This window comes from Mesorhizobium sp. ArgA1 (assembly GCF_053714375.1).
This window is the reverse complement of sequence record NZ_JBSKBQ010000003.1, coordinates 100,154-125,697: the sequence shown is the minus strand read 5'-3', so window position 1 is coordinate 125,697 and position 25,544 is coordinate 100,154. Positions and strand designations below refer to the sequence as shown.

Here is a 25,544-nt window from a genome sequence, read left to right as displayed (position 1 = left end):
AATGTTCTTCTATCTCTCCAAGATTTTCTGGTTCTTCGTCCAGCCACTCAACCTGGCGATCTTCCTGCTGTTGGCCGGCTTGCTCGCGGCGCTGGTCGGCCGCCGGCGGTTGGCGGCCACTGGCGGTGTGTTCGCCTTCCTGATTCTCGCGCTTTCGGCCTGGACGTCGCTTGGCGCCATGATGCTCAATCCGCTGGAGGAGCGCTTCCCAAGGCCAACGCTGCCGCAGAAGGTCGACGGCATCGTCGTGCTCGGCGGCGGATTCGAAGGCGCCATCAATCTGGTGCGCGGCGGCTATGAACTGAATTCCGGCGGCGACCGCATGGTCGAGACCGCGATCCTTGCCCGGCGCTTTCCGGACGCGAAGGTGGTTGTCTCGGGCGGTACCGGCGAACTGTTCATTGACGGCGAGGGCGACGCGGCCACCGCACCACGCCTGCTTGACGCGCTCGGCGTGAGCGCCGATCGTCTGATGCTCGAGAACAAATCCCGCAACACCTATGAGAATGCCGTCTTCACCAAGGAACTTGTGACGCCGAAGCCGGGCGAGACTTGGCTGCTGGTGACCTCCGCCTTCCACATGCCGCGCTCCAAGGCGCTGTTCGACAAGGCTGGCTTTCAGACGATCCCGTGGCCTGTCGACTATCGCACGTCGGGCAAGGAAGGCTTTGGTCTATTCCGCGACAACGCGCCGGATTCGCTGCAAACCACCACCATGGCGATCCGCGAATGGATCGGGCTTGCCGCCTATTGGCTGTCGGGCCGGATCGACCAGCTTTTCCCTGGGCCGGGCGGCTGACCGATCACCGCTTGCCGCGCCGCCGAGAAGAATTGACGCCGCACCAGCACCGCCAGAAGCAGCAGCGTCGACAGTACGAACACGATCGGGTCGACGAACCAGCCGAGATAGCCGATCGAAAAGAACACGGCGCGCAGGCCTGAATTGAAATGCTTGCCGGCCAACATGTTCATGCGTGCCGCGCGCCACACCGCCGTTTCGCTGACCGGGTTGTGCGAGGCCTCGCCATGCGGGATCGGCACCGCGCCGATCAGGATCGTGCAGTAGTTGAAGAGGCGGTAGGCCCAGCCGAACTTGAAAAAGGCGAAGGCCAGGATCAGCACCAGGCCAAAGACCTTTATCTGGAAGGCCGAACGCGACGTGGTTGCGCTCAATGGCAGGTCGCTAAGCACGGCAAGCACCTGATCGGAGGCGCCAAGCAGCGCGAAACAGCCGCCGAGCGCAATCAGCGAACTTGAGGCGAAAAAGGCGGTGCCTTGCTGCAGGCCACTCATGATGGCGGTGTCGACGATGCGGATCTCGCGCTCGGCCATGGTGCGCATCCAGGCCTCGCGCTGCACATTCATGGCCATCGTCAACGACACGCGACTGACCAGCTTGCCGTCGGACGCCAGCGTATGCAGCACCCATGCAAGGAGGAAGAAAGCCAGCGCCGCGAGATCGGCCGTCGACAGATGGAAGGAATCGCCCATGCCCCCTTTTACCACAGGCTGGGCGCCCGTCTCGACGGCTGGCTCAGGCCGGCAAAGACGCGGTGGCTTCCATGTGCAACGCCTCGACGACGCTGTCAGTCTGGGTGATCCATCCGAAAGCGTGTTCGAAATTCCACAGAGTCGACTGGCGATTGAAATCGGGACCAGAATGGTTCATCGCGTCCTCGACCAGGATCGGCCAGAATTCCCGCATGTAGGCGTCGCGCGCGGTGGCATCGACGCAGACGTTGGTGGCGACCCCGGTGAACAGCAGATTTCGGATCTTGCGGGCGCGCAGATGCGCCTCGAGGCCAGTGTTGCAAAAGCCGCTGTAACGCGATTTGCGGATGATCTGGTCACCGGGCTCGGGCCTCAGCGCGTCGACGATCTGCCAGTCCCAGCTGTTGTCGATCAACAGTCTGCCGGCAAGCTCGGGACGCTCGCGCATCATGACCATCCCCAGTTCCTTGTGATGGTTCGGGGACGAGGCGTCTCCCGCATCGCTGAGATCGGGCTTGTACGACATCTGCAGGTAAATGACGCTGACGCCGCCCCCGCGTGCCGCCTTGAGCAGGTGCCTGTTTGCCTCTATTGCCGGCGCGGCGCCGGAAATGTCGAAGCCGGCGAGGTCGAACATGCCGCCTTTTGAGGCAAAGGCGTTCTGCATGTCCACCACAACGACGGCGGTCTCGGCAGGCGCGATGCGCACCGGCTGCGGCCTGGCATCCAACGTAAGCACGGCTCTCTCCCTCGGCAGACGCGAGAAACAACGCTGCGGGCGCTCCCGGGCGCAATGTTTAGAATAGCCGCGCCGTCATGGTCGAGCAATCAATGTCGCTGCCGGAGCAAACAAGGTCGGCGGATGCAGCGCCGCATTTGTCAAAACAGCACAAACATCATGGAAAGTCCTATATGTAGGTCTTGATCTCACTTCCGGAGATGGCGCAGCGTGTTCCTTTCGGTTTTCGACCTGTTCAAGATCGGCATCGGACCGTCGAGTTCGCATACGATGGGACCGATGACGGCGGCGCGGCGGTTTCTCGACGAGATCGCCGGCGACGACTGGCCACGCCCGGCCGGCGTCAAGGTCAATCGGATTGGCGCCAGCCTGCACGGATCGCTCGCCTATACCGGCATCGGCCACGGCTCCGATCGCGCCGTTGTCCTCGGCCTCGCCGGCCTGACACCGCAGACGGTCGACCCCGATCAGGCCGATACCATCGCCACGCGCATCGCCGCCGACAAGCGGATTTCGCCGCCCGGCCATCCTTCCTATCGCTTCGATCCGGCGACGGATCTGGTGCTCGACAGGAAAACGCCGCTCACCGGCCACGCCAACGGCATGGCGTTCTACGCCTATGATGCCGGCGACCGGTTGCTGCTCAAGCGCATTTATTATTCGATCGGCGGCGGCTTCGTCGTCTCCGAGGAAGAGCTGCAGCGGATGAAGGTGAAGGGCTCGGTGACGACCGAAGGCAAGAAAGTGCCTTATCCCTTCAAGAACGCCGTCGAGATGCTGAAGATGGCCGGCAAAAGCGGCCTGTCGATTGCCGACATGAAGCGCATCAACGAAGAGACGCAGATGTCGCGCGAGGAACTCGATTCCGGCCTCGATGCCATCTGGGGCGCCATGAAGGGCTGCATCGACCGCGGCCTGTCGCAGGACGGCATCATGCCGGGCGGCTTAAAGGTGCGCCGCCGCGCCCGCATGCTGCACGACAAGTTGCAGGAACAATGGCAGCAGAACAAGCCCAACCCTTTGCTCGCCAATGACTGGCTGTCGATCTACGCCATGGCGGTGAACGAGGAAAACGCCGCCGGCGGCCGCGTCGTCACCGCGCCGACCAATGGCGCGGCGGGTACGCTGCCGGCCGTGCTGCGCTATTGGCTGCATTTCCATCCCGAGGCCGACCAGCCGAGCATCCGCGACTTCCTGCTGACGGCGGCGGCTGTCGGCGGCATCATCAAGACCAACGCCTCGATCTCTGGCGCTGAAGTTGGCTGCCAGGGCGAGGTCGGTTCTGCCTCGGCAATGGCCGCGGCCGGCCTGTGCGCCGTCATGGGCGGCACGCCCGAGCAGGTCGAGAACGCCGCCGAGATCGCGCTCGAACATCATCTCGGCATGACCTGCGACCCGGTCGGCGGCTTGGTGCAAGTACCCTGCATCGAGCGCAATGCGCTCGGCGCCGTCAAGGCGGTGACCGCCGCTTCGCTGGCCATCAAAGGCGATGGCGTCCATTTCGTGCCGCTCGACGCGGCCATCGAAACCATGCGCCAGACCGGCCTCGACATGAACGAGAAGTACAAGGAAACCAGCCTTGGCGGCCTCGCCGTCAATGTTGTTGAATGCTGAACGCTCAACGGCGCTGGCTCTGTGGAGAAGTCGGGCAGGGCCGTTGACGCAATCGCGCGTCGGACTAAACCTTAAGCCATGGCACTCAATCTCCTAAAACTGTGCGTCGGTTGCGACAGCGTCGAGGATCTCGAAGAGTGGATCGCCTTCCGTCTCGACGAGCGGCGGCGTGCCCGTGAGCCGGCCGAGCATTGGCACACCACCCGCATGGTGCCGACGCGCGGCGCCGAGGTCACCGATGGGGGGTCGCTGTATTGGGTGATCAAGGGCAGCGTGCAATGCCGCCAGCTGATCACCGAAATCCGCCCCTTCACCGACGATGAAGGTATCGGCCGCTGCCATTTGATGCTCGATCCAGAGGTCGTGCGCACCGACTGGCAGCCGCGCCGCGCCTTCCAGGGCTGGCGCTACCTGAAACCGTCGGATGCGCCGGTCGATATCGGCAAGGGCAAGGCCGGGATGGTCGAGATGCCGCCGAAATTGAAGCGCGAGCTCGCAGATCTCGGTCTGCTCTAGCGCCAAGGCACCCCGCTTCTCTCCGCCGTGGTGATCGCTGGCCCTTCATGTTGTCCGAGGCTGGACTTGCAAGCGGCCCGGCAACGCCACATCTTGCTTCTCATGAGCGACAAGAAGCAGCCAGTGCCCGCGAGGGTCGATCCTGCGCCGGTCAAGCCTCAATCCAATGCCGGCGAGATCGACGCCTTTATCCGTCAGGCGCGGACACTTGCCGTGTCCGCGACAAGCTCCGGGCGGCTGATCCTTGCGCTCGACGCCACGATGAGTCGCCAGCCGACCTGGGATCTCGCCACCAAGCTGCAAGGCGAAATGTTCGATGCCGTCGGCAAGGCCGGAACCCTCAGTGTCCAACTCGTCTATTTTCGTGGACTGGGCGAGTGCCGGTCATCGGCGTTTGTCGCCAATACCAACGCCCTGAAGCAATTGATGACCCGAATCGATTGCCGCGCCGGCCACACCCAGATCGGCAAGGTGCTGGCGCATGCGTTGAAGGAAACGGCGACAGCCAAGGTCAATGCTCTGGTCTATATCGGCGACGCCATGGAAGAGGATATCGACGACCTGGCGCAGAAGGCGGGCAGCCTCGGTCTGCACGGTGTTCCCGTCTTCGTCTTCCAGGAAGGTCATGATTCCGGCGCAGAAAAGGCGTTCAAGGAGATCGCGCGGCTGTCCAAAGGGGCGTGGTTTCGATTTGACCGACGGGCCGCCGCGACCCTGGCCGGACTGCTTTCGGCCGTCGCCGTCTATGCGACCGGTGGATTGAAGGCGCTCGAGGCAAGGGACAGGCCGGGAGACCGGCTGTTGATCGAGCATCTGCGGGGCGGCGGGAATTGATGGGCGCAATCATTGCACTTGTTGCACTGTTTCTGGTGCTGCTTGGCGCGGCGACAATCTTCGTGCGCGCCGATGCGGCAAAACTGGCGAGCAGCATGCGCACGCTTGGCCCGGTGCTTCTGGCGCTGGTCGGCCTCGCCGCGCTGGTGGTCGGCCGCGAAGGCATTGCCGGCCTGATCCTGGCCGCGGCCCTTGCCTGGTATTGGTCGATGCGGATGAAGCGGCCCACAGCCGGATTGGCGCCCGGCAAGCGTTCGACGGTGCGAACCGCCGCACTGGAAATGGAGCTTGATCACGATACGGGCGGGCTTGAGGGCCTGGTTCTGGCAGGCCGCCATGAAGGCAAGATGCTGGGTGCGATGGGCCTGGCCGAACTGCAGCAGCTTTATCGCGAGCTCCCCGGCGACCCGGAGAGCCGTCAATTGCTAGAGACGTATCTTGACGGCCGTTTTCCCGTCTGGCGCAAAAACGCTGAGGCGAACGGTGGCGAAGGGCTGGGTGTTGCGCCAGGTGCGGGCGCCATGACTAAGGAGGAGGCCTACAAGGTCCTTGGTCTTGAAGCGGGGGCCGCCGCGGCGGATGTCCGCAAGGCGCACCGCCGCCTGATGCAGCGCCTGCACCCCGACATCGGCGGCACGTCTTTCCTGGCGGCGCGGATCAACGAAGCCAAGGACGTCTTGCTCTCCAATCACAATTAGTCTCCTTCGACGCAGTAAATTTCCGGGAGATGGTTTCGACGTCGCCCTATTGCTGGACGGCGTAGCAGGTAATTTTTTTCTTCTTCAGAGCATTGCAGGCATTCCAGGCCGCATCCTTCGAACCGAAACCGCCGAAGCGGGCGCGGTAATAGGTCTCGCCATCCTTGTCGAAAGCGACCGTGAAGCCGGAGGCGGAAGCAAGGATCTTCGGCGCTTGCTTGGCGGTCTTGTCGAGGAAAGCCTGCGCTTCGGACTGCTTGGGCGAGGACGCCACCTGCACCGCCCAGCCGGACGGCACCGAGGCAGTGTTTACCGGGTCGACCGCCGGAGGTGCTGCTGGCGCCGGTTCGGCGTAAGCCGCAACCACTTGTGCCGTTTCGACCTTGGGCGCCGTCACGATGACGGTCTTGACCTTCCTGGTCTTGACGACGGGGGCGGGCTCTTCGACCGCGGCCACCGTCTGTTCGTCGGCAGACTGCTCGTCGACAGATGTCGGATCGTCGTTGGACGCCACCGCATCGTCTGCAACCACCGGCTTGTCGTCCGGCGTCGGCGCGTCATGCTTGGGAAGGAAAACCTTGGCCAGCGCCTTGACCGGATTGTCGCCGCCGGCCTTGGCGACCAGGGCGCCGCCGCCGCGTGTCGATGCGCGCGGCATGTAGGCGTTGATCAGTCCGGCCATCTGGTTGTCGCGGCTGCGCCCCGACGTGCCGCCCATGACGACGGCGACGAGGCGGCGGTTGCCGTCGGAAACCGACGAAACGAGATTGAAGCCGGAGGCGCGGGTGTAGCCGGTCTTGATGCCGTCGACGCCCTTGATGCGGCCGAGCAGCCGGTTGTGGCCGTTGATGCGCTGGCGCCCGTAGAGAAAGGAGCGCTGCGAGAAGTAGCCGTAATATTGCGGGTAATGTTCCCTGAGCGCGATGCCGAGCATCGCCATGTCGTGGGCGGTGGTGAACTGGCCGGGATCGGGCAGGCCGTTGGCATTGCGAAACACGGTGCCGTCCATGCCGAGCTGCCGCGCCTTGGCCGTCATCATGCGGGCGAAATTGCTCTCGCTGCCGCCGAGCAGTTCGCCGAGCGCGGTTGCCGAATCATTGGCCGACTTGGTCACCATCGACAGGATGGCGGTCTCGACGGAAACCGCTCCGCCGGCCTTGACGCCAAGCTTGGTCGGCGGCTCGGCCGCAGCCTTGGCAGAAAACGGCACCGGCGTGTTCTTGCTGATCCTGCCCTTCGCCATGGCCTCGAAGGTCAGATAGAGCGTCATCATCTTGGTCAGCGACGCCGGGTAGCGCCGGCCATTGGCATCGGACGAATAAAGCACCTTGCCGGTCTTGGCATCGACGACGATCGCCGACGACCTGGCGGCCATCGACGATGCGGCATCCGCAACGACGAATGACATCGCCAAAGCGAGGATCATGATCGTTTTGAGGGAAGATGCGGATTTTGAACCGAAGACCGACAACGCCTGACGCACTGATAGTTCCTTTGAAACTCATTGCCCCGGAGGCGGCAAAGGGATCCGGCCTCATTTGTCGTCAAACTATCGCAGCCTGCGTTACCAATCCGTTTATGGTAACCGGCGCGTTCACCATTTTCCTCGGGCTTGAGGCTTTCTTTATTCGAATTTTAGCGGTTGCCGGCGCAGCGCGGCCCGATGCCGCGGAAATCTTGACTTTTGTGCAACGCACAATATACTCTCCTGCATTGCACAACTGCGCTCAGGCAAGGGCGCCTTGAAACCGCCAAGGGAGACGTGAAATGACCCAGACCTATGAGGACTTCTCGAAATACGGCAAAGAGTTTGCCGACACCGGATTGAAGAGCTTCGCTTCGCTCTCCAAGAGCGCGCAGGCGATCGCCACCGAAGCCGGCGAATACACCAAGAAGAGCTTCGAAGCCGGCAGCGCCGCGGTCGAAAAGCTGTTCACCGCCAAGTCGCTGGAAAAGGCGATCGAGATCCAGTCCGACTTCGCCAAGCAGAGCTATGAGAGCTTCGTCGCCGAGGCGACCAAGTTCGGCGATCTCTACGCCGAACTCGCCAAGGAGGCCTACAAGCCCTTCGAATCGATTGTCGCCAAGGCGAAGTAATTTCGCGCCAAAATACCAGGCACGGCCTTTCGGGCTTGCAAAACAGACCCGGTCGCGGATGCGCGGCCGGGTTTTTTCATGCCGGTTTCAATTCTGTGGCCTTGGCGGTTCACGATTTTGAAAATCGCCTCGGTTTGCCCACCTAGCCATATTGTCAGCTAACAAGAAGGGCTTAAAATCGTCCATCGAACACCTACATGTCGAACTCGCATGGGGATTCGAAGAGGCAGGATTACGTGACGATCGGTTTGACTGCCACGACAAGCGTGGTGCGGATGCAAAGTGACGGCGACGGCAACGAGGCCGGTCGCGGCACGGCTGTCATCACGCGCACGAAAACCAAGACCAAGAAGCCCAGCCTTTATCGGGTCCTTATCCTCAACGACGACTACACGCCCATGGAGTTCGTGGTTCACGTCCTGGAGCGTTTTTTTCAAAAGGACCGCGAAGCCGCCACACGCATCATGCTTCATGTTCATAATCATGGAGTGGGCGAGTGCGGGGTCTATACATTCGAGGTGGCCGAGACCAAAGTGTCCCAGGTCATGGATTTCGCCCGACAGAATCAGCATCCGCTGCAATGCGTGATGGAGAAGAAGTGAGGTAACATGCCGGCTTTCTCCCAAGGCCTGGAAAAGGCGCTTCACCAGGCGCTGACGCTCGCCAATGAGCGGCACCATGAATATGCAACCCTTGAACACCTGCTGCTCGCGCTCATCGACGACACCGAGGCGGCCGCAGTCATGCGCGCCTGCAACGTCGATCTCGACGAGCTGAAGCACACCGTTCTCACCTATATCGACACCGAGCTCGACAACCTCGTCACCGGTTACGATGAGGATTCCAAGCCGACCGCCGGCTTCCAGCGCGTCATCCAGCGCGCAGTGATCCATGTGCAGTCATCCGGCCGCGAGGAAGTGTCCGGCGCAAACGTGCTCGTCGCCATCTTTGCCGAGCGCGAGAGCCATGCCGCCTATTTCCTGCAGGAACAGCAGATGACCCGTTACGACGCGGTCAACTACATCTCGCACGGCATCGCCAAGCGCCCCGGCGCTTCGGAAACGCGCTCGCCGCGCGGCGCCGATGACGAGCAGGGCGGCCAGAACGGCGCCGAGCCGCAGGAGGAAGGCGGCAAGAAGAAGCAGCAGCAGGATGCGCTGACGGCTTATTGCGTCAACCTCAACAACAAGGCCAAGGCCGGCAAGATCGATCCGCTGATCGGCCGCGAGAGCGAGATCAACCGCACCATCCAGGTGCTGTGCCGCCGCTCCAAGAACAACCCGCTCTATGTCGGCGATCCCGGCGTCGGCAAGACGGCGATTGCCGAAGGTCTGGCCAAGCGCATCGTCGAAGGCGATGTGCCGGAAGTGCTGCAGGACGCCACCATTTTCGCGCTCGACATGGGCACGCTTTTGGCCGGCACCCGCTATCGCGGCGATTTCGAAGAGCGGCTGAAGCAGGTCGTCAAGGAGCTCGAGGACTATCCGGGCGCCGTGCTGTTCATCGACGAGATCCACACCGTCATCGGTGCCGGCGCAACCTCGGGCGGCGCCATGGATGCGTCGAACCTGTTGAAGCCGGCGCTGTCTTCGGGTGCCATCCGTTGCATTGGCTCGACCACCTACAAGGAGTTCCGCCAGTTCTTCGAGAAGGACCGCGCTCTGGTGCGGCGCTTCCAGAAGATCGACGTCAACGAACCGACCGTCGAGGACGCCATCGAGATCATGAAGGGCCTCAAGCCCTATTATGAGGAATTCCACAAGGTGAAGTTCACCAACGAGGCGATCAAGGCCTCGGTGGAGCTGTCGGCGCGCTACATCAACGACCGCAAGCTGCCGGACAAGGCGATCGACGTGATCGACGAGACCGGCGCTTCGCAGATGCTGGTGCCGGAAGCCAAGCGCAAGAAGACCATCGGCATCAAGGAGATCGAGGCGACGATCGCCACCATGGCCCGCATCCCGCCGAAGACGGTTTCGGCCGACGACGAGAAGGTGCTGCAAGGCCTCGATGTCGAGCTGAAGCGCGTCGTCTACGGCCAGGACACGGCGATCACCGCGCTGACCTCGGCGATCAAGCTGGCGCGTGCCGGCCTGCGCGAACCGGAAAAGCCGATCGGCTCTTACCTGTTCTCAGGCCCGACCGGCGTCGGCAAGACCGAAGTGGCCAAGCAGCTTGCCGCCTCGCTCGGCGTTGAGCTGATCCGCTTCGACATGTCGGAATATATGGAACGCCACACCGTCTCACGGCTGATCGGCGCGCCTCCCGGCTATGTCGGCTTCGACCAGGGCGGCCTGTTGACCGACGGCGTCGACCAGCATCCGCACTGCGTGCTGCTGCTCGATGAGGTGGAGAAGGCGCATCCGGACCTGTTCAACATCCTGTTGCAGGTCATGGACCACGGCAAGCTGACCGACCACAACGGCAAGCAGATCGACTTCCGAAATGTCATCCTGATCATGACCACCAATGCGGGCGCATCCGATGCGCAGCGTGCGGCGATCGGTTTCGGGTCGACCAAGCGCGAAGGCGACGATGTCGAGGCGATCAACCGGCTGTTCACGCCGGAATTCCGCAACCGTCTCGATGCGATCATCCCGTTCGGCTCGCTGCCGGTGCCGGTCATCCATCAGGTGGTGCAGAAGTTCGTCATGCAGCTCGAGGCCCAGCTCTCCGAGCGTGGTGTCACATTCGACCTGTCGCCGGACGCGATCGCCTGGCTCGCCGACAAGGGCTATGATGAGCGCATGGGTGCGCGGCCGCTCGGCCGGGTCATCCAGGAGCACATCAAGAAGCCGTTGGCCGACGAGGTGCTGTTCGGCAAGCTCAAGAAGGGCGGCACGGTGCGCGTCACCGTCGAGAAGAAGGAAACCGGCGAAACCGGCCTGAAGCTCGAATCGCTGGCCGACGAAGCGCCGGTGCAGCCGAAGCAGGAGCCGGAAGAGGCGGAGGCGCCGAAGCCCCGCAAGGCGGTGGCCAAGAAGCCGGTCGCCAAAAAAGCGGTGGCGCAGAAGCCTGAGCCCAAAGGCAAGGATGGCGGCAAGCGCAGCCTGGTGCCGCAACTGCCACGCAAGGGCTGACAGGCTCGAAAAACAAAGAAAAGCCCCGGCAACGGGGCTTTTCGTTGGCTGGCCGGTTTGCCGAAACAGGGCGCCTTGAGGTCAGGCGGTAGCGCCGTCGGGTGCGAAGCGAGCCAGGACACGACCGCACGCCTTCCATATGGCGATCGAGATCAGCACGCTCGCGTAGCCATCCACGGCATAGTGCCAGCCAAGGACAACCGAACCGATCATGATGATGGCGGCGTATGCCCACATCAACAGGCCAACCAACCGAGAGCGGTGCGTTGCATAAAGCGCGAAAAGCACCACCATCGCCGAGCGCATCGCCTTGAGGCAACCCAGCTTCAACCGTTCAGCACTGCCCGGATCTTGCCTGCGTTCTCGGCCAGGACTTCGGGCTTCTCCATCTGTCCCGTATGCGGCTTCAGCGCGATGCCTTCGAACCGCGGGATGACATGGACGTGCAGGTGATAGACGGTCTGCCCAGAGGCCGGTTCGTTGAACTGCAGGATGGTGACGCCGTCGGCGCCGAAAGCTTTTTTGACCGCCAGCGCCACCTTCTGGACGACCGTGAACAGCGAGCCGAACGTCGACGGATCGGCATCGAGCAGATTGCGCGACGGCGCCTTAGGCACCACCAGTGTGTGCCCGGGCCCTTGCGGCATGACATCCATGAAGGCGACCACTGCGTCATCCTCGTAGACATGGTGCGAGGGAATTTCGCCGCGCAGGATCTTTGCGAAGATATTGCTGGGGTCGTAAGCCTCGGTCATGGCGGCACTCCGGGAGTATGCTCCCGGTGTAGCGAAGCTGTCCCGGACCGGCAAGTCGGTCAGGCGAGATCGACCATCGCGGCCAGGACCAGCGCTCGATGGAAGCGCCGATTTTTCGTCGAGGGGAGGTCGAAATAGACGATCGTGTCGTCGTCTAGCAAAGCGGCACGGGGTGGTGAAGACCGGATCAAGTCGCAGCCGGGACGACAGACTGCTACTCCTCAAGATCCTTGCGGAACGGCGTATGTTCTTCCAGAATCTCGCCCATCCGCTCGACTTCGCGCCGTTCGCGCCGGAGATAGTCGGCCACCGCATTGCGCAGGCCGGGATGTGCGATGTAGTGCGCCGAATGCATGGTCACGGGACGGTAGCCACGCGCCAGCTTGTGCTCGCCTTGCGCGCCCGCCTCTACCACCTTCAGCTTGCGCTCGATGGCGAAGTCGATCGCCTGGTGGTAGCAGACTTCGAAATGCAGGAACGGGTGGTCCTCGATGCAACCCCAATTGCGCCCGTAAAGCGCATCGGAGCCGATGAAGTTGATGGCGCCGGCGATATAGCGGCCATTGCGCTTGGCCATGACCAGCAGGATATCGTCGGCCATGCGCTCGCTGATCAGCGAGAAGAACTTGCGGTTGAGGTAGGGGCGGCCCCATTTGCGGCTGCCAGTGTCCATGTAGAAGGCAAAGAAATCATCCCAGGCCTTTTCGGTCAGGTCTTTGCCGGTCAGCCGGTCGATCGAGATATCGTTTGCGAGCGCCTCACGACGTTCCTTCTTCATCGCCTTGCGCTTGCGCGACGCCAGCGTGGCAAGGAAGTCATCATAGGTCGAAAAGCCTTCGTTGAAGAAGTGGAACTGCTGGTCGGTGCGATGCAGAAAGCCCGCCGCCTCCAGCGTCTCGATATCACTTTCTTGCGCAAAAGTGACATGCGCGGACGAGACACCGAGCTTTTCCGTCACCGCCTTCAGGCCTGCCGCGAGACCGGCTTTAACAGTAGCGCTGTCCTCGCTCCTGCTGACCAGCAGGCGAGGGCCGGTGACCGGGGAGAACGGCACGGCGCACTGCAGTTTTGGGTAGTAACGGCCACCGGCGCGCTCGAAAGCATCCGACCAGCCATGGTCGAAGACATATTCGCCCTGGCTGTGCGATTTGAGATAGCAAGGCACCGCGCCCAGCAGCCTGCCTTGCGCATTCTCCAGCCGAAGATGATGGCCCTGCCAGCCGGTGCGCCGAACGGCGCAGCCGGAATCCTCGATCGCACTTAAAAAAGCAAAGGAAACGAGAGGGTTGTAGCTGGTTTCTGCATCGCCGCGCGTGGTGCCGGCAAAGCCGTTCCACTCATCGCAGGTGAAGGCGCCGATGCCGGCGGCGATGCGGATGGAAAACTCCGCATTCGCCGTTTGCCCATCGCCTTCGTCACCTTGATCCATGAGGCTTATTTAAGCTCTGTCCGGGCCGCTACAAGTCACGTTTCAGGCACTTGTGTCAGGCGACTTTGACCAGATCGGGTTCGAACCCTTCGAACGTCATCTGGTCTGCGTATTTGAAGGTGAGATCGACCGCCGGCTGGTCGTGCACCGTCCAGGTGATGACGGGCATTTTCAACTTTTCGCGCACGAAGCTGACGAACGGATTCGGCAAATCGCCCGCGGCATAGGAGGTGAAGGCAAGGTCATGTGCCAGCATGGCGAAATGGGCCTCGATCAGTTGGGTATCCTTGCCATAGGCCGTCAGCCCGCCAGGAATGCCAGGCGCGTCCTTGGGGAAATCGCGGACCAGCCAGTGGTCGAACGACATGATCGCGGCCTTGCCCTTGTAGCGTTTGAGCATCTTGCCGACGATGGCCACCAGCCCCTCGTCATAGCCGGGCACGCCCTTCAGTTCGACAACCATCGGCACGCGGCCGTCGACAAGGTCGAGCGCTTCCTGCAGCGTCGGCACATGGTCCTTGGTACCGCCGATCCTTAGCGCCGCCAGTTCCGCCGCCGTGCGCTGCCAGACAAAGCCGTCCTGACCGGTCAGCCGTTTGAGGTCACCATCATGCATGATAACGGGAACGCGGTCGGACGACAAATGCACGTCGCACTCGATCGCGTAGCCGCGCTCGGCGGCAGCAGTGAAGGCCGAGAGCGTGTTCTCCCAGCGCATCTTGTTCATGTCGTGAAGGCCGCGATGCGCCACGGGGCGTGCAGTCAGCCAGGAAAGGTCGGTCATCGCTCAGTTCCTGCTTATGCGACTTCGAAGACGGCTTCGATTTCCACTGCGGCATTAAGCGGCAGCGAGGCGGTGCCGACGGCTGAGCGGGCATGCTTGCCGCGTTCGCCAAGGACGGCGACCAGGAAATCGGAGGCGCCGTTGGCGACCAGATGCTGCTCGACGAAATCCGGAACCGATGCGACGAAGACGGTGATCTTGACCAGACGCTGGATCTTTTCGAGATCGCCAAGCGCCGCCTTGGCCTGTGCCAAGATGTTGATTGCGCAGTATTTTGCACCTTCCTTGCCGGCTGCCGTGTCGATGTCGCGGCCGAGCAGGCCGCTTGCCTGCAGCTTGCCGTCCTTGAGTGGCAGCTGCCCGGCGGTGAACAAAAGATTGCCGGACCTGCAATAGGGCACATAGTTCGCGGCGGGCGCCGCGGCGGCCGGTAACGTCACGCCGAGATCGCTTAGCCGCTTTTCGATTGTTTCACTCATGGTATTTCCCTATTGCTTGGAGACGCCGCGCTGGACGGGGCCGAAATTGCTATTTTTGCCTCGCTTCCGCCACGACTTTTTTTAAGCTGGACCATCTTTACCTGCGGCCTGCCATCAGCCGCGACGATCGGAGCCCCCTATGCGCGCAACGCGCCTTGCCTTCCATGCCGTCCTGTTGCCGGCGATCTTCTCGGTGGCTCCCGCCTTTGCCGTGCCGGCGCTGCAGGCGCATCGAGCCGTCTATGATCTTACCCTCGACAAGGCCTCGGACCGCTCGGGAATCACCGGCATCACCGGCCGCATGGTCTACGAGTTCAATGGCTCGTCCTGCGAGGGTTACACGGTGAAATTCCGCTTCGTCACCCAGATCGTCACCGCCGACGGTACGAAGTTGACAGACCAGCAGACGACCACCTTTGAGGACGCCGAAGGCAAGACCTTTTCGTTCGTGACCAAATCCTTCTCCGACCAGAACCTCGACAAGGAGGTCAAGGGCACGGCCACCAAAGAGACCAAGGGCCTCAAGGTCGACATCGACAAGCCCGAGAAAAACAGCCTCGAACTTGCCGCCACCCAGTTCCCGACCCAGCATCTGGTCGAGCTGATCGGCAAGGCCGAAAAGGGTGAGAATTTCTACGAAACCAGCCTGTTCGACGGTTCGGAGGACGCCAACAAGGTGATGACCACCACCGTCATCGTCGGCAAGAAGACCGAAGGCGACAAGGCCGACCCCGAAGCGCCGGCGCTTGCCAACCTTGCCGGCGACAAATACTGGCCAGTAGACATCGCCTATTTCGACGAGACCGACAAATCGGGCGAAGAGGTGCCGGAATACCGCATCAGCTTCAAGCTGCATGAGAACGGCATCACCCGCGACCTTACCATGGACTATGGCGAGTTCTCGATGACCGGCAAGCTGGTCAACTTGTCGCTGTTCGACCAGACCAAGCCTTGCCCGGTCTCGAAATAGCAACAGGGTGGAGCTGGCCACGGCAGGCTTGATGGCGGTTTATGTCGATGCGGCGATCTGGAAGTGGGCCGGCCATCGCTGGTGCCACCTGATGGCCGACGATACCGACGAACTGCATCGTTTCGCCACCGAGCTTGGCGTCAAGCGTTCGTCCTACCAGGGACCGCCCAAGACATCGGCGCCGCACTATGACATAACCGGCTTCGAGCGCGACCGCGCGGTGCGGCTCGGCGCCATCGAATGCAGCCGCGAGGAGATCGTCGCGATCTTCCGGCGCGTGCGGGTACCCAACGGAAAGGGCCGATCGTGACTTTAACGGCATTCCTGGCGTATTGCCTTGCCATCACGCTTGCCGCTGCAACGCCGGGTCCGGCGATGTTCACGGTGATCACCAACGGTGTATCGCGCGGCTTCCTGCGCGCCTTCGTCGCCGGAATTGGCATAGCCGCTGGCGATGCGGTTCTGGTCACCTTGGCCCTGCTTGGACTGGTGGCGCTGGCCCAGACGTTCGAATGGGTGTTTCTCGCCTTGAAATATGCCGGTGCGGCTTACCTGATCTTTCTCGGCGTCAGGATGTGGCGGGCCGCCGCCGCGCAATCGATCGCGCAGGCGATGCCTCAAGCCAGATTGTCGCGGTCATTCCTGCTTGGCGCGTCCGTGGCGCTTGGCAACCCGAAGGCGATTCTGTTCCATGCTTCGATCATGCCCCTCATTCTCAACCTCGACACCATGACATTTGCCGATGGAGTGCTGGTGGTGGCTGTCGTCGTCAGCGTCAACATCCTCACCATGGGCACCTACGCCGCGCTGGCGGGCAGGGCATCCGGCTGGTTCAGAACGCCCAAACGCATGCGGCTGATGAACCGGTTTGCCGGCAGTGCCATGATCGGCACTGGAGCGCTGATTGCCGCACGCTAAGCGCTAACGCGCCTCACCGCTTGCGTTTGCAGCACTTCCCCTCTATATGCGCGCTCATTCCACACACGGACTTTGGTGTCTGCCCGGGAGAAATCCGGCTGAAACCTCCGGTGGCGTTCGAGGACAAAGTCCAAAAATGCCTGTGTCCGTGGAGGCTAACCGGAAAGGAACTTTGAATGGCACTGCCTGATTTCAGCATGCGCCAGCTTTTGGAAGCTGGCATTCACTTCGGCCACCAGACCCACCGCTGGAACCCGAAAATGGCGCCCTACATCTACGGCGCCCGCAACAACATCCACATCATCGACCTCTCGCAGACGGTGCCTTTGCTGCACCAGGCGCTGAAGCAGGTTTCCGACACCGTCGCCAAGGGCGGCCGCGTGTTGTTCGTCGGCACCAAGCGCCAGGCGTCGGACATCGTCGCTGACGCGGCGCAGCGTTCGGCCCAGTACTACGTCAACTCGCGTTGGCTCGGCGGCATGCTGACCAACTGGAAGACGATCTCGAATTCGATCCAACGCCTGCGCAAGCTCGACGAGATGCTGGCGGGTGAGGCCCAGGGCCTGACCAAGAAGGAACGCCTCAACCTCGACCGCGAGCGCGAGAAGCTCGACAAGGCCCTCGGCGGCATCAAGGACATGGGCTCGACGCCCGACCTGATGTTCGTCATCGACACCAACAAGGAAGCGATCGCCATCCTCGAGGCCAAGCGCCTCGGCATCCCGGTCGTCGCCATCATCGATTCGAACTGCGATCCGGACAAGATCGACTTCCCGATCCCCGGGAACGACGATGCGGCCCGCGCCATCCAGCTTTATTGCGATTTGATCGCCAAGGCTGCGATCGACGGCATCGCTCGCCAGCAGGGCGCGCTCGGCGTCGACATCGGCGCCTCGGTCGAGGCTCCGGTCGAGCCGGCGCTCGATCCGACCCCGGCCCCGGCTGCGGACGCTCCGGAAGCTTGAAAATCGAAGGCCGGTTGCGGCCTTCATCATTCTCATATTTTGGCACGCTAGACAGACGCATCACCGAGTACCGGTGGTGCGTCGGTGCATTCCAGACAAAGAGGCGACAATGAGCATTTCGGCTGCACAGGTCAAAGAACTCCGCGACTTGACCGGCGCGGGCATGATGGACTGCAAGGCGGCGTTGACCGAGACCAACGGCAACATGGAAGAGGCCGTCGACTGGCTGCGCAAGAAGGGCATCTCCAAGGCCGACAAGAAGGCCGGCCGCACCGCAGCAGAGGGATTGATCGGCGTCGACAACGGCGTGCGCGAGGCTGCTGTCGTCGAGGTCAATTCCGAGACCGACTTCGTCGCCCGCAACGCAGCTTTCCAGGAAATCGTCGCCAACGTCGCCAAGGTTGCACTCGCTTATGGCGCGACGGAGGCCGTGGCTGCCGCAAAATACCCGGGTTCGGACAAGTCGGTTGCTGACACCATCAAGGACGCCGTCGGCACAATCGGCGAGAACATGGGCTTCCGCCGCTCGGCCAAGCTGACCGTGCCGCATGGCGCGGTTGCTACCTACGTCCACAACGCGGTTGCCGATGGCCTTGGCAAGCTCGGCGTGCTGGTCGCGATCGAGACCACGGGCAACGAGCATGCCGCCAACGCTTTTGGCCGCCAGGTCGCCATGCACGTCGCCGCCACCAACCCGATGGCACTGACGGCCGAGCAGATCGATCCGGCTGCGGTGGAACGCGAAAAGGCGATCTTCTCCGATCAGGCACGCCAGTCCGGCAAGCCGGAAGCGATCATCGAAAAGATGGTCGAGGGCCGCCTGCGCAAGTTCTACGAGGAAGTCGTGCTCCTGAAGCAGGCCTTCGTGCTCAATCCCGACATTACCGTCGAGAAGGCGCTGAAGGATGCCGAGAAGGAGATCGGCGCTCCGGCCAAGATCTCCGCCTATCTGCGTTTTGCGCTCGGCGAAGGCATCGAAAAGGAAGAGACCGATTTCGCGGCGGAAGTCGCGGCTGCGGTGAAGAAATAATCATTAGAAATAGCCTCGGAAGGGGCTTCTCAGCTCAGGCAACTCGGCCGGGTGTCCGCAAGGATGCTCGGCCGATTTCTTGTGCCGCATCGATGAAGGCCCTGAGCTTCGGCGCCATCGATGCGCGGCGCGGAAAGTAAAGGAAGAGACCTGGCTCTTCGATTGCCGTCTGCGGCAGGATCTGAACTAGGCGGCCGGCGGCCAACTCCGCGCGCACCAGCGGCTCGAACACATAGGTCAGCCCGACGCCGGCAAGCGCAAGGTCGATCGCGGCCAGCGAATCCGTAACGATGACAGTGCCCTTCGTCTCGACCACGACATCCTTGCCATCCTCGGTCAGGTCCCAGCGGTAGCGTGCACCGGAGCGGACGAGCCGGTAGCCGATGCAATTGTGGTTGGCGAGATCGGTCACGCTGCGCGCGCGGCCATGCCGGCCGACATAGGCGGGAGAGGCAACGATGACGGCCTTGAACGGTGGCGTCAGCCGGACCGTGACCATGTCTTGCGCGATCATCTCGCCCAGCCGGATGCCGGCGTCGAAGCCCTCGCCAACAATGTCGATGAGGCCCTGGTCGGTAAGCAATTCGACCGTCACATCCGGATAGCGCGCCGCCATCGCCGCGACCACAGGCGTGACGGCAAGCGGGACCGCGATGTTGGGAACGTTGAGCCTGAGCAGGCCTGAGGGCCGGCCCTTGATGGCGCGGATGCGATCCATCCGCTCGGCAATGTCCTGAAGGGCAGGGGCCGCCGTCTCCACCAGCGCCTTGCCGGCTTCCGTCAATGAGACGCTGCGCGTCGTGCGCGCAAACAGCGGCTGGCCGATACGCTCCTCCACGAGGCGAACGGCGTGGCTGACCGCGGACGGGCTCATGCCGAGTTCTGCCGCTGCAAGCGCGAAGCCGCCGCGCCGGGCGACGGCAATGACAACAGGCAGATGGCTGAGCAGGTCGCGGTCCATTCATGCATGATATCGCATAGTCTTTGCAAACAATGCAATCTTACCGATGCCAGCGTAGCGGACCATATTGTTGCCAACACATCGGCGGTGGGCAGATGCACGGAGAAAAAACATGAACGCCTTGAAACAACTAACCTTCGCCGCAGGCTTGGCCCTGGCGCCGGTCGATGCCGGTGGCGCCGAGCCGTCCGGCTGGCGCGCGCTCGCCGACGAACGCGCCGTCATCCGCATCGCCGACGGCATTGACCGTGCCGTCGATGCGCAGGACTGGAAGCTTGCGCGTTCCTATTTCGCCGACCGTGTCACCGTCGACTTTAGCAGCCTGTCGGGACAGCCCGCGACCATCCCCTCCGACGACCTGATCGCCACCTGGGCTGGCAACCTCCGGGGCAGCAAGACGAGCCTGCATCTGCGCACCAACCATCAGGTGGTGCTTGAAGCGGATGCGGCCACCGTCTCCTCCAACGGCTATGCCTGGAACCGGATGGAAGGCAATGGCGACCCGCTCTGGGAAGTCTGGGGCACCTACGAGCACCGTCTGGTCCGCTCCGGCACCGGCTGGAAGGTCGACGGCTTCATTTTCCGCGCCACGCATGAGCGCGGCAATCCCTGGGTCAAGACCACGCCCGGCCAGTGAGCCGGCGTCAAGAAAATCAGAATCGGAATCACGCCATGACCATGACCTATTACACCCTCGGCAACAGCGGCCTGCGCGTCAGCCGGCTGGCGCTTGGCACCATGACCTTCGGCACCGAATGGGGTTGGGGCGCGGACAGCGAGACGGCACGTGCCATGGTCGACGCCTATGTCGACGCCGGTGGCAATTTCTTCGACACCGCCGACCTCTATACCGGTGGCACCGCCGAAACCTGGCTCGGCGAATTCATCGCCGAGCGCGGCTTGCGCGACAGAGCGGTGATCGCCACAAAATTCACCTTCAACGCGGAACCTGGCAACCCGAATGGCGGCGGCAACGGTCGCATTGCGCGCCGTCGACGCCTCGCTGAAACGATTGGGCACAGACTACATCGACCTCTACCTCCTGCATGTATGGGATCGGCTGACGCCGGCCGAGGAGGTCATGCGCACGATGGACGATCTCGTGCGTGCAGGCAAAATTCGTCATGTCGGCCTGTCCGATGTGCCGGCCTGGTATGCGGGTCGCGCGCAAACGATCGCCGAGTTGCGCGGCTATGAGCCGGTGTCGGCCCTGCAGCTCGAATATTCGCTGGCGGAGCGTTCGATCGAGCATGAATTCGTGCCTTTCGGTACCCGCCATGGCGCCGGCATCATGGTGTGGAGCCCGCTGGCCAGCGGCCTGCTCAGCGGCAAATACCGACCGGTGCAGGATGGCAATGCCGGCCGCCTCGACGGCTTTCGCAACACCACCCATCCGGGCTTCCAGAAATTTTCTGAGCGCAACTGGGCGATCGTTGCGGAGCTCGAAAAGGTCGCCGCCGAGCTCGGACACAGCATGGCTCAGGTCGCGGTCAACTGGGTGGCAACGCAGCCGGCCATCGCCTCGGTTATTCTTGGCGCCACGAAACTGGGGCAGCTGCAGGACAATCTGGCGGCACTGGATTTCGAGATTCCCGGCGAGCTTCGCGCGCGGCTGGATACGGTCAGCAAGCCGCCGCCGCCCTTCCCCTATTCCTTTTTCGGTTCCGAGATCCAGGCCCGGGTTACCGGTGGCGCCGTGACCGGCGACAAGCCGCCCTTCTATGCGCCGCCGCTGCTGATCGAAGGTGACGCCGTCAGCATCACCAGCAACTGACGGGCCGCGACGAGAGAGGCGGAATTGGGCATGGGGGGCCGCGTGACATCGCGGCGCCCTTCGTGTATCGGAACTCGGCATCGCGCCAGCGGCGGCGCCCGCGCGGGGGTGGCCTGCCCAGGCGCGCCACACGCAAAATGACGAGGTCCAGATGACGGCAAAGCCCCTCTATCGACGTGTCTTGCTGAAAGCGTCGGGCGAAGCGTTGATGGGCGAACAGCATTTCGGCATCGATGTCTCGGTCGTCGACCGCATCGCGGCCGACATCGCCGAAGCCCGCGCGCTCGGCATCGAGGTCGGCGTCGTCATCGGCGGCGGCAACATCTTTCGCGGCGTGGCGGTGGCGTCCAAGGGCGGCGATCGCGTCACCGGCGATCATATGGGCATGCTGGCCACCGTCATCAATTCGCTGGCGCTGCGCACTTCGCTGAACAAGATCGGCGTCGACGCCGTCGTGCTGTCGGCGATCGCCATGCCCGAACTGTGCGAGAGCTTTTCCCAGCGCCAGGCCACCGCCTATATGAACCAGGGCAAGGTCGTCATTTTCGCCGGCGGCACCGGCAATCCGTTCTTCACCACCGATTCGGCCGCAGCCTTGCGCGCCGCCGAAATCGGCGCCGACGCCTTGTTCAAGGGCACCCAGGTCGACGGTGTCTACTCAGCCGACCCCAAGAAGGATCCGAATGCGACCCGCTTCGAGCGCATCAGCCATGCCGAGGTCATCAACAAGGGGCTTTCGATCATGGATACCGCCGCAATTGCACTTGCGCGCGAAAACAACATCCCGATAATCGTCTATTCGATCCACGAACAAGGCGGTTTCGGCGATATTCTGAGGGGCGGCGGCCGTTGCACGATCGTCGCCGACGAGTGAGCCGGAGTATATACTCTCCGGACAAGGGATCAGTTTTTCCAAAGCGGGCTTAAACACGGGCCCTAAGCAGTGAACCCGGATCAAACGGGTCGAGGAGACCAAGATGAGTGGTGAGTTCGACGACCTCAAGCGGCGCATGGACGGCGCGATTGCTGCGTTCAAGCACGATTTGGCTTCGCTGCGCACCGGCCGTGCCTCCAGCAATCTGCTCGACGCGATCCAGGTCCAGGCCTATGGCACCGCCATGCCGATCAACCAGGTGGCGAACGTGTCGGTGCCGGAGCCGCGCATGATTTCGGTTTCGGTCTGGGACAAGTCGATGGTCGGCGCTGTCGACCGTGCCATCAGAGAATCCAATCTCGGCTTCAATCCGATCGTCGATGGTACGAATCTGCGGATTCCGCTGCCTGAGCTCAACGAGCAGCGCCGCAAGGAACTGGTCAAGATTTCGCACGGTTATGCCGAGAACGCCCGCGTTGCGGTGCGCCATGTCCGCCGCGACGGCATGGACTTCTTGAAGAAAGCGGAAAAGGACGGCGACATCAGCGAGGACGATCAGCGCAAGCGCTCCGATCAGGTCCAGAAGCTGACCGACGAGACGATCAGCACCATCGACCACCTGCTTTCCGATAAGGAAGCTGAAATCATGCAGGTTTAGGGTCGGCCCACACCGGCCCGAAAGCGAGACCATGGCAACGCCCGCGCATGTCGCGATCATCATGGATGGAAACGGACGCTGGGCCAAGGCGCGCGGCATGCCGCGGCTTGCCGGCCACCGCGCGGGCGTCGAGGCGCTGCGCAAGACGGTGCGCGCCGCGCCCGGTCTCGGCATTTCCTTCCTGACCGTCTACGCCTTTTCGTCGGAAAACTGGTCGCGGCCCAAATCCGAAGTCAGCGATCTCATGGGGCTTTTGAAGCTGTTTATCCGCCGCGATCTGGCCGAACTGCACCAGAGCGGCGTGCGCGTCAGGATAATCGGTGACAGGGCAGGGCTCCAGCCGGACATCAGGGGCCTGCTGGAAGAGGCCGAATCGCTGACCGCCCGCAATGAAGCGCTGACGCTGGTCATCGCCTTCAACTATGGCGGACGTGACGAGATCGTGCGCACGGCGCGCAAGCTGGCAGCCGCCGTGGCCCGTGGCGAGATCGACGCAGAGGCGATCACGGCAGACAGTTTTGCCGGCGCCCTCGACACCGCGGGCATTCCCGATCCGGAGCTGGTCATTCGCACCAGCGGCGAGCTCCGGTTGTCGAATTTCCTTTTGTGGCAGGCAGCCTACAGCGAACTGGTCTTCCTGCCTTGCTACTGGCCCGATTTCAGCCGCGAGCACCTGGCCGACGCAATACGTGATTTCGCCAGCCGCGAGCGCCGTTTTGGCGGGCTTGCCCAAGACGTCGCCGCCTCGTGACCGGCGGCGGGATGAACAATCTTCAGCTTCGCATCGTCTCGGCGCTGGTGCTGGCGGCGATAGCGCTTGGCCTGACCTGGTTGGGTGGGCTGTGGTTCCGCTTGCTTTGCGCCGGAATAGTGGCGGTCATCTTCTATGAGTGGGCGCGCATGTCGCGCCCTGCGGCCGGTGCGGCCCTCGGATTCGTTCCGGAAGCGTTGCTTCTGTTTTTCGTCGGCGCCCTTGTCGCCGGCGTGCCGGCGTCGTGGCTGCTGCTTCTTGTAGTGGCGATGGTCGTCGTCGCGGCGGTCGGCGCACGCATGCGCGCAGCCGCGCAATGGGATGCCGCCGGCCTTGCCTATGCGGCCCTGTCGGGCCTGTCGCTGGCGCTGCTGCGCGACGGCGACCGTTCCGGCCTGGTCGCGATCCTGTTTCTGTTCGCCGTGGTCTGGGCGACCGACATCTTTGCGTATTTTGTCGGCCGCGCCGTCGGCGGTCCCAAGCTCGCTCCATCGATATCCCCCGGCAAGACGCAGAGCGGCGCCCTTGGCGGTGCTGTCGGCGGGGTGGTTGCCGGCGTGCTTCTGGCTGCCGCCGCCGGGGCCGGCAATCTTGGCGTGCTCGCTTTGGTCGCGTTGGTGTTGTCGATTGTTGCCCAGGCTGGCGACCTCTTCGAATCCTGGGTTAAGCGCCGCCACGGCCGTAAGGATTCCAGCGCATTGATACCGGGGCACGGCGGCGTCATGGACAGAGTGGACGGGCTTGTCGCGGCGGCTTTCGCCCTATACGTCATCGGCTGGATTTCGGCGGGCGCCGATCATCCGGCGCAGGGGCTGTTTCCGGCTTGAGCGGTATTTATCGGCGAAGAACTGGCGCGCGCCACGGATTCGCCTGGATTGATGTCACAGTCGCGGCGTCACCTGTTCGCCGTGGGTGAATTTGAGGGCACGACTTGAACGAGATTCTTCACGCGTTTTTCAGCACGGATGGCTTTGTCCTCGGCACGCTGGTGCCGTTTCTGTTCGTGCTGACCGTCGTCGTCTTCGTTCACGAAATGGGGCACTATCTCGTCGGCCGCTGGTGCGGCATCGGCGTAAAAGCCTTCTCGATCGGCTTCGGCCCCGAGCTTTTCGGCTTCAACGACAGCCACGGCACGCGCTGGAAGCTCTGCGCCATACCGCTCGGCGGCTATGTCAAATTCGTCGGCGACATGAGCGTCACGTCGAGCCAGCCCGGCACGGAAGAGCTGGACAAGCTGAGCGATGCCGAACGCGAAGTTGCCTTCCACACCCGGCCGATCTGGAAACGCGCGGCCACGGTGTTTGCCGGGCCGCTGTTCAACTTCCTTTTGACCATCGCCGTCTTCACCGTGATGTTTTCTCTCTATGGCCGCCCGGTGCTGGAGCCGATGGTGGCTCAAGTCACCGCCGGTAGCCCGGCGGAAAAGGCCGGCATTTTGCCCGGCGATCGATTCGTCGCCGTCAATGGCAGCAAGGTTGAGACCTTCGCCGACGTCCAGCGCCTTGTGCAGGGCCGCGCCGGCGACTCGCTTACCTTCACCATGCTGCGCGATGGCAAGGAGATCACCGTCACCGCGACGCCGGAGTTGATGGAACAGCAGGACGCGCTAGGCAACAAAACCAGGGTGGCCGTCATCGGCGTCGTCAACAACAAGGAACTCGGCCAGCCAAGGGTGATCACCTACAGCCCGATTGGCGCGCTGGGTGCAGCGGTTGAGCAGACGGGGCAGGCCATTCAGGGCACTGGTCACTTCCTGCAACGTTTCGTTGTCGGCCGCGAGGACAAATGCCAGCTGGGCGGCCCGATCAAGATCGCCAAGATGTCGGGGCAGGCGGCCAAACTCGGCTTCGAATGGCTGGTGCAACTTGTTGCTTTGCTGTCAGTCGGGATCGGAATTCTGAACCTTTTGCCGATTCCCCCCCTCGACGGCGGCCATCTCCTGTTCTACGCCATCGAAGCCGTTTTCCGACGTCCGGTATCGGAGCGGATGATGGAGATGGGGTACCGGGCCGGCCTCTTTCTGGTGCTGGGATTTATGGGCTTCGTTTTCTGGAACGATCTGTTTGGGTGCTGAAATCATGAAGAAATTCGGCTTCGGCACCGGCAATGTTGAGACGCCGTTTACCA

Annotated in this window: 28 protein-coding genes and 1 pseudogene; 20 read left to right on the top strand and 9 right to left on the bottom strand. The window is 62.7% G+C overall.

Annotated features, from left to right (window positions below):
* Position 1 precedes the first annotated feature (1 nt).
* Complete coding sequence (locus ACWGTI_RS10355; protein ID WP_454587023.1) at positions 2-799, top strand: YdcF family protein; 798 nt, start codon at positions 2-4, stop codon at positions 797-799.
* Here ACWGTI_RS10355 and ACWGTI_RS10350 read toward each other — a convergent pair.
* Positions 748-1,491, bottom strand: coding sequence for a DUF599 domain-containing protein (locus ACWGTI_RS10350; protein ID WP_454587022.1), 744 nt, complete (start codon positions 1,489-1,491; stop codon positions 748-750). The genes ACWGTI_RS10355 and ACWGTI_RS10350 overlap by 52 nt on opposite strands.
* 43 nt (positions 1,492-1,534) lie before the next feature.
* Entirely contained in the window at positions 1,535-2,230 is a 696-nt protein-coding gene (locus tag ACWGTI_RS10345; RefSeq protein ID WP_454587021.1) for a cysteine hydrolase family protein, read from the bottom strand.
* Between the two features lie 210 nt (positions 2,231-2,440).
* Here ACWGTI_RS10345 and ACWGTI_RS10340 point away from each other — a divergent pair, with 210 nt between their 5' ends.
* The 4 genes from ACWGTI_RS10340 (at position 2,441) to ACWGTI_RS10325 (ending at position 5,892) form a co-directional block, all read left to right on the top strand.
* Positions 2,441-3,844 (top strand): L-serine ammonia-lyase, encoded by a 1,404-nt coding sequence (locus ACWGTI_RS10340; RefSeq protein WP_454587020.1) that lies wholly within the window; start codon positions 2,441-2,443, stop codon positions 3,842-3,844.
* Between the two features lie 78 nt (positions 3,845-3,922).
* Positions 3,923-4,360 (top strand): DUF1489 family protein, encoded by a 438-nt coding sequence (locus ACWGTI_RS10335; RefSeq protein ID WP_454587019.1) that lies wholly within the window; start codon positions 3,923-3,925, stop codon positions 4,358-4,360.
* Positions 4,361-4,462: 102 nt separating this feature from the next.
* Positions 4,463-5,194 (top strand): VWA domain-containing protein, encoded by a 732-nt coding sequence (locus ACWGTI_RS10330; protein ID WP_454587018.1) that lies wholly within the window; start codon positions 4,463-4,465, stop codon positions 5,192-5,194.
* The gene (locus tag ACWGTI_RS10325; RefSeq protein WP_454587017.1) at positions 5,194-5,892 is read left to right on the top strand and encodes a DnaJ domain-containing protein; all 699 of its coding nucleotides are present in this window, start codon (positions 5,194-5,196) and stop codon (positions 5,890-5,892) included. Before ACWGTI_RS10330 ends, ACWGTI_RS10325 begins: the two co-directional genes overlap by 1 nt.
* 46 nt (positions 5,893-5,938) lie before the next feature.
* On the opposite strand, the gene ACWGTI_RS10320 is transcribed toward ACWGTI_RS10325, so the two are convergent.
* On the bottom strand, positions 5,939-7,318 hold the full coding sequence (locus tag ACWGTI_RS10320; protein WP_454587016.1) for a D-alanyl-D-alanine carboxypeptidase: 1,380 nt from the start codon (positions 7,316-7,318) through the stop codon (positions 5,939-5,941).
* Between the two features lie 341 nt (positions 7,319-7,659).
* Here ACWGTI_RS10320 and ACWGTI_RS10315 point away from each other — a divergent pair, with 341 nt between their 5' ends.
* The 3 genes from ACWGTI_RS10315 (at position 7,660) to clpA (ending at position 11,069) form a co-directional block, all read left to right on the top strand.
* A complete protein-coding gene (locus ACWGTI_RS10315; RefSeq protein WP_454574998.1) occupies positions 7,660-7,989 on the top strand; it encodes a phasin family protein in 330 nt (109 codons plus the stop codon).
* Positions 7,990-8,264: 275 nt separating this feature from the next.
* Positions 8,265-8,591 (top strand): ATP-dependent Clp protease adapter ClpS, encoded by a 327-nt coding sequence (clpS, locus tag ACWGTI_RS10310; protein ID WP_023671012.1) that lies wholly within the window; start codon positions 8,265-8,267, stop codon positions 8,589-8,591.
* A 6-nt stretch (positions 8,592-8,597) separates the two neighbouring features.
* The gene (gene clpA, locus ACWGTI_RS10305; RefSeq protein ID WP_454574999.1) at positions 8,598-11,069 is read left to right on the top strand and encodes an ATP-dependent Clp protease ATP-binding subunit ClpA; all 2,472 of its coding nucleotides are present in this window, start codon (positions 8,598-8,600) and stop codon (positions 11,067-11,069) included.
* A gap of 81 nt (positions 11,070-11,150) precedes the next feature.
* Here clpA and ACWGTI_RS10300 read toward each other — a convergent pair whose 3' ends face one another.
* The 5 genes from ACWGTI_RS10300 to ACWGTI_RS10280 all read right to left on the bottom strand — a co-directional run bounded on the left by ACWGTI_RS10300 (position 11,151) and on the right by ACWGTI_RS10280 (position 14,516).
* Positions 11,151-11,399, bottom strand: a complete 249-nt coding sequence (locus ACWGTI_RS10300; protein WP_454587015.1) for a phosphatase PAP2 family protein — start codon at positions 11,397-11,399, stop codon at positions 11,151-11,153.
* Positions 11,396-11,824, bottom strand: a complete 429-nt coding sequence (locus ACWGTI_RS10295) for an HIT family protein (protein WP_454587014.1) — start codon at positions 11,822-11,824, stop codon at positions 11,396-11,398. Before ACWGTI_RS10295 ends, ACWGTI_RS10300 begins: the two co-directional genes overlap by 4 nt.
* A 214-nt stretch (positions 11,825-12,038) precedes the next feature.
* The gene (locus ACWGTI_RS10290) at positions 12,039-13,253 is read right to left on the bottom strand and encodes a GNAT family N-acetyltransferase (protein ID WP_454587013.1); all 1,215 of its coding nucleotides are present in this window, start codon (positions 13,251-13,253) and stop codon (positions 12,039-12,041) included.
* A gap of 55 nt (positions 13,254-13,308) precedes the next feature.
* Entirely contained in the window at positions 13,309-14,037 is a 729-nt protein-coding gene (locus ACWGTI_RS10285) for a glycerophosphodiester phosphodiesterase (RefSeq protein WP_454587012.1), read from the bottom strand.
* Positions 14,038-14,051: 14 nt separating this feature from the next.
* Positions 14,052-14,516, bottom strand: coding sequence for a RidA family protein (locus ACWGTI_RS10280; protein WP_454587011.1), 465 nt, complete (start codon positions 14,514-14,516; stop codon positions 14,052-14,054).
* A gap of 139 nt (positions 14,517-14,655) precedes the next feature.
* Here ACWGTI_RS10280 and ACWGTI_RS10275 point away from each other — a divergent pair, with 139 nt between their 5' ends.
* From ACWGTI_RS10275 to tsf, 5 genes are all read left to right on the top strand, one after another.
* Entirely contained in the window at positions 14,656-15,486 is an 831-nt protein-coding gene (locus ACWGTI_RS10275; protein WP_454587010.1) for a cell envelope integrity EipB family protein, read from the top strand.
* A gap of 31 nt (positions 15,487-15,517) precedes the next feature.
* Entirely contained in the window at positions 15,518-15,796 is a 279-nt protein-coding gene (locus tag ACWGTI_RS10270) for a DUF4031 domain-containing protein (RefSeq protein ID WP_454587009.1), read from the top strand.
* Positions 15,793-16,404: a LysE family translocator gene (locus tag ACWGTI_RS10265; protein WP_454587008.1), complete on the top strand. Its 612-nt coding sequence runs from the start codon at positions 15,793-15,795 to the stop codon at positions 16,402-16,404. The genes ACWGTI_RS10270 and ACWGTI_RS10265 overlap by 4 nt, the downstream gene beginning before the upstream one ends.
* A gap of 176 nt (positions 16,405-16,580) precedes the next feature.
* Positions 16,581-17,369, top strand: coding sequence for a 30S ribosomal protein S2 (gene rpsB / locus ACWGTI_RS10260; RefSeq protein WP_454587007.1), 789 nt, complete (start codon positions 16,581-16,583; stop codon positions 17,367-17,369).
* Between the two features lie 109 nt (positions 17,370-17,478).
* Positions 17,479-18,399, top strand: coding sequence for a translation elongation factor Ts (tsf, locus tag ACWGTI_RS10255; protein ID WP_454587006.1), 921 nt, complete (start codon positions 17,479-17,481; stop codon positions 18,397-18,399).
* 34 nt (positions 18,400-18,433) lie between these two features.
* Here tsf and ACWGTI_RS10250 read toward each other — a convergent pair whose 3' ends face one another.
* On the bottom strand, positions 18,434-19,360 hold the full coding sequence (locus ACWGTI_RS10250) for a LysR substrate-binding domain-containing protein (RefSeq protein ID WP_454587005.1): 927 nt from the start codon (positions 19,358-19,360) through the stop codon (positions 18,434-18,436).
* Between the two features lie 112 nt (positions 19,361-19,472).
* Here ACWGTI_RS10250 and ACWGTI_RS10245 point away from each other — a divergent pair, with 112 nt between their 5' ends.
* The 7 genes and pseudogenes from ACWGTI_RS10245 (at position 19,473) to rseP (ending at position 25,491) form a co-directional block, all read left to right on the top strand.
* Positions 19,473-19,997, top strand: coding sequence for a nuclear transport factor 2 family protein (locus ACWGTI_RS10245; protein WP_454587004.1), 525 nt, complete (start codon positions 19,473-19,475; stop codon positions 19,995-19,997).
* A 35-nt stretch (positions 19,998-20,032) separates the two neighbouring features.
* Positions 20,033-21,134: pseudogene (locus tag ACWGTI_RS10240) on the top strand (aldo/keto reductase).
* Between the two features lie 151 nt (positions 21,135-21,285).
* Positions 21,286-22,008 (top strand): UMP kinase, encoded by a 723-nt coding sequence (gene pyrH, locus ACWGTI_RS10235; RefSeq protein WP_454575012.1) that lies wholly within the window; start codon positions 21,286-21,288, stop codon positions 22,006-22,008.
* A gap of 103 nt (positions 22,009-22,111) precedes the next feature.
* Entirely contained in the window at positions 22,112-22,666 is a 555-nt protein-coding gene (gene frr, locus ACWGTI_RS10230) for a ribosome recycling factor (RefSeq protein ID WP_454575013.1), read from the top strand.
* A gap of 31 nt (positions 22,667-22,697) precedes the next feature.
* A complete protein-coding gene (locus tag ACWGTI_RS10225) occupies positions 22,698-23,417 on the top strand; it encodes an isoprenyl transferase (RefSeq protein WP_454587003.1) in 720 nt (239 codons plus the stop codon).
* A gap of 11 nt (positions 23,418-23,428) precedes the next feature.
* On the top strand, positions 23,429-24,244 hold the full coding sequence (locus tag ACWGTI_RS10220) for a phosphatidate cytidylyltransferase (RefSeq protein ID WP_454587002.1): 816 nt from the start codon (positions 23,429-23,431) through the stop codon (positions 24,242-24,244).
* A gap of 104 nt (positions 24,245-24,348) precedes the next feature.
* Positions 24,349-25,491, top strand: a complete 1,143-nt coding sequence (gene rseP / locus ACWGTI_RS10215) for an RIP metalloprotease RseP (RefSeq protein ID WP_454587001.1) — start codon at positions 24,349-24,351, stop codon at positions 25,489-25,491.
* Positions 25,492-25,544: the final 53 nt, after the last annotated feature.

Excerpts from the sequence above, each read along its gene's own strand:
- frr (WP_454575013.1), top strand. The coding sequence starts at position 22,112 with ATGAGTGGTGAGTTCGACGACCTCAAGCGGCGCATGGACGGCGCGATT.
- ACWGTI_RS10245 (WP_454587004.1), top strand. The coding sequence starts at position 19,473 with ATGAACGCCTTGAAACAACTAACCTTCGCCGCAGGCTTGGCCCTGGCG.
- ACWGTI_RS10355 (WP_454587023.1), top strand. The coding sequence starts at position 2 with ATGTTCTTCTATCTCTCCAAGATTTTCTGGTTCTTCGTCCAGCCACTC.
- ACWGTI_RS10350 (WP_454587022.1), bottom strand. The coding sequence starts at position 1,491 with ATGGGCGATTCCTTCCATCTGTCGACGGCCGATCTCGCGGCGCTGGCT.
- ACWGTI_RS10330 (WP_454587018.1), top strand. The coding sequence starts at position 4,463 with ATGAGCGACAAGAAGCAGCCAGTGCCCGCGAGGGTCGATCCTGCGCCG.
- ACWGTI_RS10325 (WP_454587017.1), top strand. The coding sequence starts at position 5,194 with ATGGGCGCAATCATTGCACTTGTTGCACTGTTTCTGGTGCTGCTTGGC.
- ACWGTI_RS10280 (WP_454587011.1), bottom strand. The coding sequence starts at position 14,516 with ATGAGTGAAACAATCGAAAAGCGGCTAAGCGATCTCGGCGTGACGTTA.
- rpsB (WP_454587007.1), top strand. The coding sequence starts at position 16,581 with ATGGCACTGCCTGATTTCAGCATGCGCCAGCTTTTGGAAGCTGGCATT.
- pyrH (WP_454575012.1), top strand. The coding sequence starts at position 21,286 with ATGACGGCAAAGCCCCTCTATCGACGTGTCTTGCTGAAAGCGTCGGGC.
- ACWGTI_RS10285 (WP_454587012.1), bottom strand. The coding sequence starts at position 14,037 with ATGACCGACCTTTCCTGGCTGACTGCACGCCCCGTGGCGCATCGCGGC.
- ACWGTI_RS10225 (WP_454587003.1), top strand. The coding sequence starts at position 22,698 with ATGGCAACGCCCGCGCATGTCGCGATCATCATGGATGGAAACGGACGC.
- tsf (WP_454587006.1), top strand. The coding sequence starts at position 17,479 with ATGAGCATTTCGGCTGCACAGGTCAAAGAACTCCGCGACTTGACCGGC.
- clpA (WP_454574999.1), top strand. The coding sequence starts at position 8,598 with ATGCCGGCTTTCTCCCAAGGCCTGGAAAAGGCGCTTCACCAGGCGCTG.
- ACWGTI_RS10270 (WP_454587009.1), top strand. The coding sequence starts at position 15,518 with ATGGCGGTTTATGTCGATGCGGCGATCTGGAAGTGGGCCGGCCATCGC.
- ACWGTI_RS10220 (WP_454587002.1), top strand. The coding sequence starts at position 23,429 with ATGAACAATCTTCAGCTTCGCATCGTCTCGGCGCTGGTGCTGGCGGCG.
- ACWGTI_RS10335 (WP_454587019.1), top strand. The coding sequence starts at position 3,923 with ATGGCACTCAATCTCCTAAAACTGTGCGTCGGTTGCGACAGCGTCGAG.
- ACWGTI_RS10320 (WP_454587016.1), bottom strand. The coding sequence starts at position 7,318 with ATGATCCTCGCTTTGGCGATGTCATTCGTCGTTGCGGATGCCGCATCG.
- ACWGTI_RS10295 (WP_454587014.1), bottom strand. The coding sequence starts at position 11,824 with ATGACCGAGGCTTACGACCCCAGCAATATCTTCGCAAAGATCCTGCGC.
- ACWGTI_RS10315 (WP_454574998.1), top strand. The coding sequence starts at position 7,660 with ATGACCCAGACCTATGAGGACTTCTCGAAATACGGCAAAGAGTTTGCC.
- ACWGTI_RS10290 (WP_454587013.1), bottom strand. The coding sequence starts at position 13,253 with ATGGATCAAGGTGACGAAGGCGATGGGCAAACGGCGAATGCGGAGTTT.
- ACWGTI_RS10275 (WP_454587010.1), top strand. The coding sequence starts at position 14,656 with ATGCGCGCAACGCGCCTTGCCTTCCATGCCGTCCTGTTGCCGGCGATC.
- ACWGTI_RS10250 (WP_454587005.1), bottom strand. The coding sequence starts at position 19,360 with ATGGACCGCGACCTGCTCAGCCATCTGCCTGTTGTCATTGCCGTCGCC.
- clpS (WP_023671012.1), top strand. The coding sequence starts at position 8,265 with ATGCAAAGTGACGGCGACGGCAACGAGGCCGGTCGCGGCACGGCTGTC.